The sequence below is a fragment of the Inquilinus sp. genome (assembly GCF_057815775.1).
This window is the reverse complement of the sequence record NZ_JBYRFX010000041.1, coordinates 1-11765: the sequence shown is the minus strand read 5'-3', so window position 1 is coordinate 11765 and position 11765 is coordinate 1. Positions and strand designations below refer to the sequence as shown.

The 11765-nt window shown below is 68.4% G+C and carries 12 protein-coding genes; 7 read left to right on the top strand and 5 right to left on the bottom strand.

Going from position 1 to position 11765, the window contains the following annotated elements; translation table 11 throughout:
- From AC3XYG_RS01570 to AC3XYG_RS01550, 5 genes are all read left to right on the top strand, one after another.
- Positions 1–397 (top strand): transketolase C-terminal domain-containing protein (locus AC3XYG_RS01570; protein ID WP_489138056.1); only part of this gene is annotated, 397 nt, incomplete at its 5' end.
- 28 nt (positions 398–425) lie between these two features.
- Positions 426–1772, top strand: a complete 1347-nt coding sequence (locus tag AC3XYG_RS01565; RefSeq protein ID WP_489138055.1) for a pyruvate dehydrogenase complex dihydrolipoamide acetyltransferase — start codon at positions 426–428, stop codon at positions 1770–1772.
- Between the two features lie 96 nt (positions 1773–1868).
- Positions 1869–3266 carry a dihydrolipoyl dehydrogenase gene (lpdA, locus tag AC3XYG_RS01560; protein ID WP_489138054.1) on the top strand — a complete coding sequence of 466 codons (1398 nt, stop codon included), beginning with the start codon at positions 1869–1871 and terminating at the stop codon, positions 3264–3266.
- Positions 3267–3353: 87 nt separating this feature from the next.
- Positions 3354–4337: a lipoyl synthase gene (gene lipA, locus AC3XYG_RS01555; RefSeq protein ID WP_489138053.1), complete on the top strand. Its 984-nt coding sequence runs from the start codon at positions 3354–3356 to the stop codon at positions 4335–4337.
- A gap of 108 nt (positions 4338–4445) precedes the next feature.
- Entirely contained in the window at positions 4446–4916 is a 471-nt protein-coding gene (locus AC3XYG_RS01550) for a type II toxin-antitoxin system RatA family toxin (RefSeq protein ID WP_489138052.1), read from the top strand.
- Here the strand turns inward: AC3XYG_RS01550 and AC3XYG_RS01545 are convergent.
- The 5 genes from AC3XYG_RS01545 to AC3XYG_RS01525 all read right to left on the bottom strand — a co-directional run bounded on the left by AC3XYG_RS01545 (position 4868) and on the right by AC3XYG_RS01525 (position 9740).
- Complete coding sequence (locus AC3XYG_RS01545; RefSeq protein ID WP_489138051.1) at positions 4868–6397, bottom strand: alpha/beta fold hydrolase; 1530 nt, start codon at positions 6395–6397, stop codon at positions 4868–4870. The two genes, AC3XYG_RS01550 and AC3XYG_RS01545, sit on opposite strands and share 49 nt — an antisense overlap.
- Before the next feature lie 68 nt (positions 6398–6465).
- Positions 6466–6984 (bottom strand): CinA family protein, encoded by a 519-nt coding sequence (locus tag AC3XYG_RS01540; protein ID WP_489138050.1) that lies wholly within the window; start codon positions 6982–6984, stop codon positions 6466–6468.
- Positions 6981–7469: a phosphatidylglycerophosphatase A family protein gene (locus tag AC3XYG_RS01535; protein ID WP_489138049.1), complete on the bottom strand. Its 489-nt coding sequence runs from the start codon at positions 7467–7469 to the stop codon at positions 6981–6983. Before AC3XYG_RS01535 ends, AC3XYG_RS01540 begins: the two co-directional genes overlap by 4 nt.
- Entirely contained in the window at positions 7469–8614 is a 1146-nt protein-coding gene (locus tag AC3XYG_RS01530) for a bifunctional 2-C-methyl-D-erythritol 4-phosphate cytidylyltransferase/2-C-methyl-D-erythritol 2,4-cyclodiphosphate synthase (RefSeq protein ID WP_489138048.1), read from the bottom strand. The genes AC3XYG_RS01535 and AC3XYG_RS01530 overlap by 1 nt, the downstream gene beginning before the upstream one ends.
- A gap of 127 nt (positions 8615–8741) precedes the next feature.
- Complete coding sequence (locus AC3XYG_RS01525) at positions 8742–9740, bottom strand: OmpA family protein (protein WP_489138047.1); 999 nt, start codon at positions 9738–9740, stop codon at positions 8742–8744.
- Positions 9741–10003: 263 nt separating this feature from the next.
- Between AC3XYG_RS01525 and AC3XYG_RS01520 the strand changes: the two genes are divergently transcribed.
- Both AC3XYG_RS01520 and AC3XYG_RS01515 read left to right on the top strand, forming a co-directional pair.
- Positions 10004–11155 (top strand): two-component system sensor histidine kinase NtrB, encoded by a 1152-nt coding sequence (locus AC3XYG_RS01520; protein ID WP_489138046.1) that lies wholly within the window; start codon positions 10004–10006, stop codon positions 11153–11155.
- Positions 11152–11765: response regulator (locus tag AC3XYG_RS01515; RefSeq protein ID WP_489138045.1), on the top strand; the 614-nt coding region annotated here is incomplete at its 3' end. The genes AC3XYG_RS01520 and AC3XYG_RS01515, both read left to right, overlap by 4 nt.

The window sequence follows — 11765 nt, the reverse complement described above, 5'->3', positions numbered from 1 at the left end:
CGCCAAGATCGTGCGCTCGGGCAAGGACGTCACCATCGCCGCCTACTCGATCATGGTCGGGAAGGCGCTGGAGGCGGCGGAGACTCTGGCCGCCGAGGGCATCGACGCCGAGGTCATCGACCTGCGCACGATCCGGCCGCTGGATGTCGAGACCATCGTCAACTCGGTCAAGAAGACCAACCGCCTGATCTCGGCCGAGGAAAGCTGGCCCTTCGCCGGCATCGGGTCCGAGCTGGCGGCGCTGATGATGGAGCACGCCTTCGATTATCTCGACGCTCCGGTCGGCCGGGTCTGCTCGGTCGATGTGCCGCTGCCTTATGCGGCCAATCTCGAGCATCTCGCGCTGCCGCAGGCATCGCACATCGTGGCGGCGGCGAAGGCCGCCTGCTACCGCTGATCCGGGCGCCGGACGCAGGGAGAGATCGATGACGATCAATATTCTGATGCCCGCGCTGTCGCCGACCATGACCGAGGGCACGCTCGCCACCTGGCACAAGAAGGAAGGCGACAAGGTCAAGTCCGGCGACGTGATCGCCGAGATCGAGACCGACAAGGCGACCATGGAGGTCGAGGCGGTCGACGAAGGCACCATCGGCAAGATCCTGGTGGCCGAGGGCACCGAGAACGTGCCGGTCAACGAGGTGATCGCCATCCTGCTGGAAGACGGCGAGGATGCCGGCGCCCTGAAGGGTGGGGCCTCGGCCCCGAAGGCCGAGGCCAAGACGGAAGCCCCGGCCGAGCCGAAAGCCGAAGCCAAGGCCGAGGCGCCCGCTCCGGCCGCCCAGCCGGCAGCAGCGGCCCCGGCCGCGAAGCCGGCGGCGAATGGCCATGACGATCGCGTCTTCGCCAGCCCGCTGGCCCGCCGCATGGCGGAGCAGGCCGGCATCGACCTGTCGGCGCTGAAGGGCACCGGCCCGAACGGCCGGGTGGTCAAGGCGGATATCGATGCGGCCGTGTCCGGCGGTGCGCCGGCCGCCAAGCCGGCCGCTTCTGCCGCCCCCGAGGCGGCGAAGCCGGCAGCGGCGGCTCCGGCCGCGGCCAAGCCGACGGCCGCCGGGCCGAATGCCAAGCAGCTCGCCGATGCCTATGGCATCCCGTACAGCGAGCAGAAGCACAGCAACATGCGGAAGGTCGTGGCCCGGCGCCTGCTGGAGTCCAAGCTGACCGTCCCGCACTTCTACCTGACGGTCGACATCCAGCTCGACGCGCTGCTCAAGCTGCGCAAGGAGCTGAACGACCGCGGCGACGTCAAGCTGTCGGTCAACGACCTGATCATCAAGGCGGCGGCGCTGTCGCTGCGCAAGGTGCCGGCGGCCAACACCTCCTGGACCGACGACGCACTGATCCAGTACGAGCGCGTCGACATCTCGGTGGCGGTGGCGACCCCGGGCGGCCTGATCACCCCGATCATCAAGGACGCCGACCGCAAGGGCCTGGGCACCATCTCGGCCGAGATGAAGGACCTGGCGGCACGCGCCCGCGACGGCAAGCTGAAGCCCGAGGAATACCAGGGCGGCACCTTCTCGATCTCCAATCTCGGCATGTTCGGGATCAAGGACTTCGCGGCGATCATCAACCCGCCGCAGGCCTGCATCCTGGCGGTCGGCGCCGGCACCCAGCAGCCGGTGGTCAAGGACGGCGCACTGGCCATCGCCACGGTGATGAGCTGCACCCTGTCGGTCGACCACCGCGTCGTCGACGGTGCGGTCGGGGCCGAATACGTGTCCGCCTTCAAGGCGCTGGTCGAGGCGCCGCTCGGCATGATGCTCTGATCGGCCTGGGCCGGGGCATGCCGGCCCGAACGGCCGGCCCTGTGACAGTCTCCTCCGTCGGCATCCGGGCGGAGGAGGGAGCAAGGAGACTCTACTGTGGCTGATACGAGCTTCGACGTCGTGGTGATCGGCGGTGGTCCCGGCGGTTATGTCGCCGCGATCCGCGCCGCCCAGCTGGGTCTCAAGGCCGCGGTGGTCGAGCGCGAGCATCTCGGCGGCATCTGCCTGAACTGGGGCTGCATCCCGACCAAGGCGCTGCTGCGGTCGTCCGAGATCTCGCATCTGCTGAAGCATCTCGACCAATATGGCTTCTCCGCCAAGGACATCAGCTTCGATCTTAAGAAAGTGGTTGATCGGTCGCGCAAGGTCGCGGCCCAGCTTTCGGGCGGGGTCAAGCACCTGCTGAAGAAGAACAAGGTGCCGGTGTTCGACGGCACGGCGAAGCTGCTGGGCGGCGGCAAGGTCGAGGTGGCGCTGAAGGCCGGCGGTACCGAGACGCTGAGCGCCAAGCACATCATCGTCGCCACCGGCGCCCGGGCGCGGAACCTGCCGGGGCTCGAGGCCGACGGCAAGCTGATCTGGAGCTACAAGGAGGCGATGGTCCCGCCGACCATGCCGAAGTCGCTCCTGGTCATCGGCTCCGGCGCCATCGGCATCGAATTCGCCAGCTTCTACCGCAACATGGGCGCCGAGGTGACCGTGGTCGAGATGCTCGACCGCGTGCTGCCGGTGGAGGATGAGGAGATCTCGGCCTTCGCCAAGAAGCAGTTCGAGAAGCAGGGGCTGCGCATCCTGACCGGCGCCAAGACCCAGAAGCTGGAGAAGGGCGCCGACAGCGTCACGGCCACCATCGAGGTCGGTGGCAAGACCGAGACCATCACCGCCGACCGGGTGATCCTGGCCATCGGCATCACCGGCAATGTCGAGAACATCGGCCTGGAAAACACCAAGGTGAAGGTCGATCGCGGCCACATCGTGGTCGGCCCGTATCTCGAGACCGACGAGCCGGGCGTCTACGCCATCGGCGACGTCGCCGGGGCGCCCTGGCTGGCGCACAAGGCCAGCCATGAAGGCGTGATCTGCGTCGAAAAGATCGCCGGCCTGCATCCGCACCCGATGGATGTCGGCAACATCCCGGGCTGCACCTACTGCATGCCGCAGGTGGCGTCGGTCGGCCTGACCGAGGCCAAGGCCAAGGCCGCCGGGCATGAGGTCAAGGTCGGCCGCTTCCCCTATATCGGCAACGGCAAGGCCATCGCGATGGGCGAGCCCGAGGGCATGGTCAAGACCGTGTTCGACGCCAAGACCGGCGAGCTGCTGGGCGCGCACATGGTCGGCGCCGAGGTCACCGAGCTGATCCAGGGCTATGTCATCGCCAAGACCGGCGAGCTGACGGAGGCCGAGCTGATGCACACCATCTTCGCGCACCCGACGCTGAGCGAGATGATGCATGAGAGCGTCCTCGACGCCTACGGCCGCGCAATCCACTATTGACGAAAGCGAACTTGGCATCGCGCGGCATTTCCCCAATCTTTGAGGGAGAATGTCGCCGAGCCAGGCCGCAACCCCGCAAGGACGACCATGTCCGCTGTCGAACCGCATCTCCGCCACCCCGAAAAGGCCAACCGTCCGGACAATCCGATCCAGCGCAAGCCTGCCTGGATCCGGGTCAAGGCCCCGGTGTCGGCCGAGTATCACGAGACCCGCAAGCTGATGCGGGATCTCAAGCTGAACACGGTGTGCGAGGAAGCGGCCTGCCCGAACATCGGCGAGTGCTGGTCCAAGGGCCACGCCACGGTGATGATCCTGGGGTCGATCTGCACCCGGGCCTGCGCCTTCTGCAACATCGCCACCGGCCGCCCAGACCTGCTCGACCCGCATGAGCCGCAGCATGTCGCCGAGGCCGCCGGCCGGCTGGGGCTGAACCATATCGTCATCACCTCGGTCGACCGCGACGACCTCGAGGATGGCGGCGCCCGGCACTTCGCCGAGACCATCCGGGCCGTCCGCGCCGCCTCGCGGGAAACGACGATCGAAATCCTCACTCCTGACTTCAAGAACAAGCCGGGAGCCGTTGAAATCGTTGTCGAAGCCCGGCCGGATGTGTTCAACCACAATCTCGAAACCGCGCCGCGGCTCTACCCCTCGATCCGGCCCGGCGCCCGCTATTTCACCTCGCTGCAGCTGCTGTCGCGGGTGAAGGAGCTGGACCCGACGATCTTCACCAAGTCGGGCATCATGGTGGGCCTGGGCGAGACGAACGAAGAGGTTGGCCAGGTGATGGACGATCTGCGCGCCGCCGATGTCGACTTCATGACCATCGGCCAGTACCTGCAGCCGACGCCGAAGCACGCGAAGCTCGACCGGTTCGTGACGCCGGAGGAATTCCAGACCCACGAGAAGATCGGCCGCGGCAAGGGCTTCCTGATGATCTCGGCCTCGCCGCTGACCCGGTCCTCCTATCACGCCGGCGCGGATTTCGAGCGGCTGAAGGCCGCCCGCCTGGCCCGGCTCGGTGCCGCCGGCGGGTCGATCGACCTGGTGGCCCTGGCCCGGGGCGCCTGAACACGGCGCGGACTGGGGCGTTCGCACCGCACAGCGCCGGAACGTCGCACTGGCGGGGCTGTGTCCAAGGTCTAATCTAGAGGTTGGACACAGTCCGGCAGATTGATCATGGCGACACACACTGAACAGCGCGTCCTGCCCTACACCCCCGAACAGCTCTATGAGCTGGTGGCGGATATCGAGAGTTACCCGAGCTTCCTGCCCTGGTGCCTCGCCGCGCGCATCCGCAAGCGCGAGGGCAACAATGTGCTGCTGGCCGACCTGGTGATCGGCTTCAAGATGATCCGCGAGCGCTACACCAGCCGGGTCACGCTGACCCCGGGGCGGCAGATCGACGTCACCTATGTCGACGGGCCGCTGAAGCGCCTGGTCAACCGCTGGCGCTTCACGCCGCATCCCGGCGGCTGCCAGATCGACTTCCATGTCGAGTTCGAGTTCCGCTCGCGCATGCTGCAGACCCTGATCGGCGCGCTGTTCCACGAGGCGTTCCGACGCATGGTCGGCGCCTTCGAGACACGCGCCCGGGGGCTTTACGGCGATCGCGCCTCGGTGGTCGCAGCCGCGGCCGAGGGCGGCTGATCTTCCAGCCCCGCCGTGGTGAAGCGCGGCGGCAGGGTGCGGCTGGGGCACAGGTCGTCGAGCGGCGCCGACGGCGCCTCGAAGAAGCGGGCGGCCAGCGTCGGCGCGCAGGATTCGGTGGTCAGGATCGAATGGCTGTCGGCCCGGAACTCGATCACCCGGCCGTTGGTCAGCGTCGCCGCGGCGATATAGGCATATTCCGGCGGCGTGATCGGGTCGAAGCTGCCGGTCAGCAGCAGCGTCGGCACGGTGCTCGACACCGCCACGGCATCGACCGCCGAGATCGGCGGCACATGCCAGGAATCGCAGACCTGCCACTCCAGCGCATAGGCCGCATCGTCGCCATAGGGCGCGGCCTTCGCCACCGAATCCGCCAGGGTGGTGCGGGTGGCGAAGGGATAGCTCTCGCTGCAGGACACGCTCAGCGCCAGCCCTTCCGACCGGAACGGCGCGCTGCTGAACACCGGCCCGATCCAGGGAAACAGCGCCGTCAGGTCGCCGCGCGCGATCTTGTCGGCCAGGTCGGGCAGGCCGGCCAAGGTGGTCGGGTCGTAGAAGGTGGCGTAGAGCGCGTCGAGCACGATGCCGTCATCGACCCGGATCGTCTTGCGCCCGTGGCGAACCGTCTCCGGCATCGCGCGCAGCTGCGCCAGCATGCCGTCGAAGCGCGGCTCCAGCAGCGGATATTGCGTCTCGCAGGCCACGGTGGTGGCGCATTCGCTGAACAGCCGGCGGAACACGCGGGCGATCAGGGCCGGCTGGGTGTCGAGGTCGAAAATGCCCGGTGGATAGACGCTGTCGAGCACGGCGCTGCGCACCCGGTCGGGGAAGTCGCGCATCACCCCCAGCGCCACCCGGGTGCCGTAGGATACGCCGACCAAATTGTAGCTCTCATAATTCAGGGCCGCGGCGATATCGTCGACATCGGCCGCCGCCTCGGCGGTGGTGAAGGCGGACAGGTCGATGCCCGAGCGGGTCAGCCGGTCGTGACAGGCCAGCGCCGCCGGCCGTTCCATCGCCAGCACATCGGTCCGGCTCAGCCCCGGCTTCCAGTTGCGGTCGGCGATCCGGTCCAGCTCCGGGCAGTCCAGGCCGGGCCGGGACTGGCCGACGCCGCGCTGGTCGAAGATGATGAAATCCCGCGCCTGGCGGATCGGCCGGCTGACCTGCCACCAGCTGTCGGAATCATCGCCGAAGGCGGCATCGCCGGGGCCGCCGTTCAGGAAGATCACCGGGTCCGGCAGCGGCGATTCCGCCTCGCTGTGCAGCACGGCGACGTAGAGGCGCAGGTCGCGGCCGCGGGGGCCTTCGCGATGCGCTGGCACGGCAACGAAGCCGCAGGTCGCCCGTTCGCCGCGCGGCACGGCGAAGACGCATTTCGCGCTTTCGAAGGTGGGGGTCGCCGAAGCCGGGAAAGCCAATAGCAGCAAGGCGCCGAAGGCGAGGAATGGCCAGAGGCTTTGGGCCGGGGACGCACGCACAGGCGCGATACTTTCGTCAGATGGTCGCAGGGCATGATGCGGTGCCCTCCGCCCAGCGGCAAGCCGCGTCAATCAGCGGTTTGGGATGCGGTTTTCGCGGCCCCGGCGCCGGCCAGCAGCAGCTCCAGCGCCAGGCGCAGGGCCTGGGCCCGGACTGCGCTGCGGTCGCCGGCGAAAATCCGCTGTTCGGTGCGGGTGACGATGCCCTGGACGGCAAGGCCGAAATGCACCAGCCCGACCGGCTTGCCCGGGGTGGCGCCGCCGGGACCGGCGATGCCGGTGACGGCGACGGCGAGGCCGACGCCGGCCCGGATGCGGGCGCCCTGTGCCATGGCCGCCGCGACCTCGGCGCTGACCGCGCCCTTGTCGGCGATCAGCGCCTTCGGCACACCCAGCAACTCGGCCTTCGCCGCGTTGGAATAGGTGACGAAGCCGCGCTCGACCACGTCGGAGGAGCCGGCGATCGCGGTTAGCGCCGCGGCGACCAGCCCGCCGGTGCAGCTTTCCGCCGTGGCCACGGTCAGCCCCCGGGCGCGGCAGGCCGCCAGTACCTGTTCGGCCAGGACGAGATCGGCATCGTCGATCATAGCAACCCTCCTGCCGCGGCCGCCGCACAGACCAGGGCGGCGATCACCCCGGCGGCGATATCATCCAGCATCACGCCCCAGCCGCCCGGGATTTCGCGGTCGAGCCAGGAGATCGGCCAGGGCTTGGCGATGTCGAGCAGCCGGAACAGTGCGAAGGCGAGGGGGTAGGCCCAGGGCAGGCCCGCGACCGGCGCGAGCGCGAGCAGCTGGCCGGCGACCTCGTCGATCACAATCGCGCTCGAATCCGGCTCGCCGCCGCGGCAGACCCGGCCGGCGGCCCAGACCCCGACCAGGCCGATGCCGATGCCGGCCGCCGCCACCAGGAGCGGGCCGCCCAGCAGCCACAGCAGCCAGGCGAGGGGGAGGGCGGCCAGTGACCCCCAGGTGCCGGAGGCGATACGGATCAACCCGATGCCGCCCACGGTCGCCAGCAACGTCGAAGGCTGCCAGAACCGGCAGCCGGGCGGCAGCGGGCGGAACGGCATCAGCGTTCGATGCGGACGTTCGCCGCGGCCTGGGCCGCGATGCCCTCTTCACGGCCGGTGAATCCCAGCCGCTCGGTGGTGGTCGCCTTGACGCTGACCCGCTCGGCGTCGATCTCCAGGATCTCGGCGATGCGCGCCACCATTGCCGTGCGGTTTGGGCCGATCTTCGGCCGTTCGCACATCAAGGTGACGTCGACGTTCAGGATGGTGCCGCGCGCCCGCACCAGGCTGGCGGCATGGGCCAGGAAGGCGGCCGAATCCGCGCCGCGCCAGCGTTCGTCCGACGGCGGGAAATGCTGGCCGATGTCGCCGGCGCCGATGGCGCCCAGCAGTGCGTCGGTCAGGGCGTGCAGCCCGACATCGGCGTCGGAATGGCCTTCCAGCTTGAAGGCATGGGGGATGCGCACGCCGCACAGGATGACGGCGTCGCCCGGGATCAGGCGATGCACGTCGAAGCCCGTGCCGGTGCGGATGTCGGCACCGCCGAGCAGTCGTTCCGCGCGGGTCAGGTCCGCCTCCGTGGTGATCTTGAAGTTGTCGACATGGCCGTGGACGATGCGGACGGCATGGCCCTGGCGCTCCGCCACCGCGGCATCGTCGGTCAGGCCTTCGCCGGCAACGGCACGGTGGGCGGCCAGCAGGGCCGGGAAGCGGAAGCCCTGCGGCGTCTGCGCCTGCCACAGCCCGGTGCGGTCCACCGTTCCGGCCGCGATGCCGTCCTCTTCCCGCTTGATGGTGTCGACCACCGGCACGGCGGCGACGGCCGCATCGGCGGTTTCGAGGATGTCGAGCACCCGGTCGATCGTGTCCTGGTCGACCAGCGGCCGCGCCGCATCATGTACCAGCACTCGGTCGGGGGCCTGGCCCTCCAGCCATTCCAGCGCCGCAAGGACGCTGTCCGGCCGGGTGGCGCCGCCGATCACTGGATCGGGCAGGCCGAGGCCGGCGGCGGCGGCATCGTAGAGCGACCGGTGCTCGTCGCGGATCACCACGACGATGGTGTCGAAGCGGCCGCTGGCGCGGAATGCCTCGATCGACCGGCGCAGCACGGAGCTGCCGGCCAGCGGGCGGTATTGCTTGGGGAGCGAGCCGCCGAAGCGTTCGCCGGTTCCGGCGGCAACGATGACGGCGGCGCAGCGTGTCATGACGGGATCGAGCCTCAGCCTGTCCAAATGCAGATCGGTCCGGAAGCCTGGTAAGGCTCCGGTCCGGTCCGCCAGCGAGGCCGCACGATAGGGCGCGGCCCCGGCAGAGACAAGCACCCGTCCTGCGTTACTGCGGGATCAATTCGACGCGGCGGTTCTTGGCCCGCCCATCATCGCTGGTGTTCGGCGCGATCGGGGCCAGCGGGCCGACGCCGGCCGCGTTCAGCCGGCTGGCCGAGACGCCGTACTGCTTCACCAGCGCATTCACCACGGCCGCAGCACGGGCCCGCGACAGCGCCATGTTGGCATCCATGCCACCGACATTGTCGGTGTGGCCGACGACGTGGATCTTCATCGCCGGATCATCCTTCAGGAACTGCGCCACCTGGTCGAGCGACGGCTTCGATTCCGGCTTCAGATCGGTCTTGGCGGTGTCGAAATAGATGCCGTAGATCGCGATGTGGCCCTGCGCGGCCAGGCCCTTCTCGATGTCGCTGGCCGACACCGTGACCATCTTGTCCTGCAGCGAGCCGGATTCGATCACGTCGAGCTGGACGATGACCTGGCCCTTCTGAACCTCGACACGAGGGGCGTAGCCGTCCTCGTATTCGGTGACGTAGAGGGCGATGTCCACCGTTGCGCCATCCTTCGACAGCTCCGCGGTCACGATATGCGCGGCGTCGGGGCTGTAGTCGAACAGCTGCGTCTCGATGCCGCCGAAGATCGCGCCCTGCTGCTTGCCGATCGCGGCACCGTCGGCCTTGTACAGCACCTGGAAGCCCTTGGCGGCCAGGTCGTTCATGTAGTTCTCGAACACGTCGGCGGAGGAGACGCCGACCGGCGCGGTGTAGCTGATGCGGGTCAGCGCGCCGCTGACCTCCTTGGAGGCGGTGAGGATGGCCTTGCCCGTGGCGGCGTCGAAGTCGTCGGCGGGGCCGAGCGGCAGGGTGTAGTGGGCGAATTTCTGGGTGCTGTAAGACACGATCGACGATCCGTCGAAGCGCTTAAGGCCGGCATAGTCCTTCGCCCCCTTGATGTCGGCAGCCAAGGCCGGCGCCAGCGCCGCGGCCAACAGACCGACCGCCAGGACAGCGATGCGCCCGGCCTTTCCGATCATCGAACTCATAGGATTCTGCTCCATCCTGATCCGCCGTCCCGCAGGTCCGGCGGTCGTTATGATACTGTTTCGTCCATCCGTGGGGCCGGACAGAACCTAGCCGATCGGGTCGATCCGACGGCCGCCTCTCATATAAAGAGGCGCGACAGGAACTTCTTCCCCCTCAGAATCGGGGGTCGGACGGCAATCTTGCTCAATGGTTAGGCAAAAGTTTCATTGGACAAATTTTAGGCGATAGGGTGATCTGCCCTTTGATCAGACAATACGCCGCCATGCCGAGCCTCAGACCGATCCCGACGATCATCCCGGTGCAGCCGGATCCCTTCGCCCTGCTGGCGTCGCTGCCGGTGGCCGTTCTGGCCGTCGGGCGCGACCGGGTGATCCGCTTCGTCAACCTGGCGGCGCAGCAGCTGCTCGATGCCAGCGAATCCGCTTTGCTGGGGCAGGAGCTGACCGGCATCGTGCCGGGCGACAGCCCGCTGTTCACGCTGATCGACCAGGCGATCCACCAGGATCGCAGCGTCGCCGATTACGGCATGCTGCTGGAAAGCCCGCGCATCGGCCGCCGCACCTTCTCGGTGACGGTGGCGCCGCTGGTCGACCCGCCGGACCTTGCCGTCGTCAGCCTGTTCGAGGAATCGGTGGCGCGGCGGATCGACACCCAGTTGAACCGCCGCCACGCCGCCCGGTCGATGACCGCCATGGCCGCGATGCTGGCGCATGAGATCAAGAACCCGCTTTCGGGCATCCGCGGCGCCGCCCAGCTGCTGGAGCAGACGGTGGGAGACGAGGACCGGGCCCTGACCCAGCTGATCTGCGAGGAGACCGACCGTATCGTCCGGCTGGTCGACCGCATGGACGCCTTTTCCGACCCCAGCACGCTCGACCGCGAGGCGGTCAACATCCATGAGGTGCTGGAGCGGGTGCGCCGGGTGGCGCAGACTGGCTTCGGCCGCCATGTCCGCTTCGTCGAGCGCTACGACCCGTCGTTGCCGCCGGTGTCGGGGCAGTTCGACCAACTGGTCCAGGTGTTCCTGAACCTGATCAAGAACGCGGTCGAGGCGGTCACCGACGACGGCGAGATCGTCATCACCACCGCCTATCAGCGCGGCGTGGCGATCGCCGTGCCGGGCAGCAGCCAGCGCCTCAACCTGCCGCTGACCGTGGCGATCCAGGACAATGGCGACGGCATCCCGGACGATCTCAAGGAACACCTGTTCGACCCCTTCGTGACCACCAAGGCGGAAGGCTCCGGCCTCGGCCTGGCGCTGGTCGCCAAGATCATCGGCGACCATGGCGGCCTGATCGGCTTCGAGAGCGAGCCGCGCCGCACGGTGTTCCGCATTTCCCTGCCGATTCACACCGGGCCGGTGACACCCGATCCGGTCCTGAATCACGATCGCGACGACGGACACACAGCATGACCAGCGGAACCATTCTGGTCGCGGATGACGACCGTGCCATCCGCACCGTCCTGACCCAGGCGCTGTCGCGGCTGGGCCATGAGGTGCGCAGCACCGGCACTGCCTCGACCCTGTACAAATGGATCCAGGACGGGGTCGGCGACCTTGTCATCACCGATGTGATGATGCCCGACGAGAACGGGCTCGACCTGCTGCCGCGGATCAAGAAGCTGCGGCCGGAGCTGCGCGTCATCGTCATGAGCGCGCAGAACACCCTGCTGACCGCGGTCAAGGCGACCGAACGCGGCGCCTTTGAATACCTGCCCAAGCCCTTCGACCTGAAGGAGCTGGTCAATGTGGTCGAGCGCGGCCTGACCCTGCCGCGCCAGGGTGCGGTGGCGGCGCCGGGCGCCGACGACGGCGAGGAGGCGATGCCGCTGATCGGGCGGTCGCCGGCGATGCAGGAAATCTACCGGATCATGGCCCGGCTGATGGCCACCGACCTGACGGTCATGATCACCGGCGAGAGCGGCACCGGCAAGGAGTTGGTGGCCCGGGCGCTGCATGATTACGGCCGCCGCCGCTCCGGCCCCTTCGTCGCCATCAACATGGCGGCGATCCCGCGCGACCT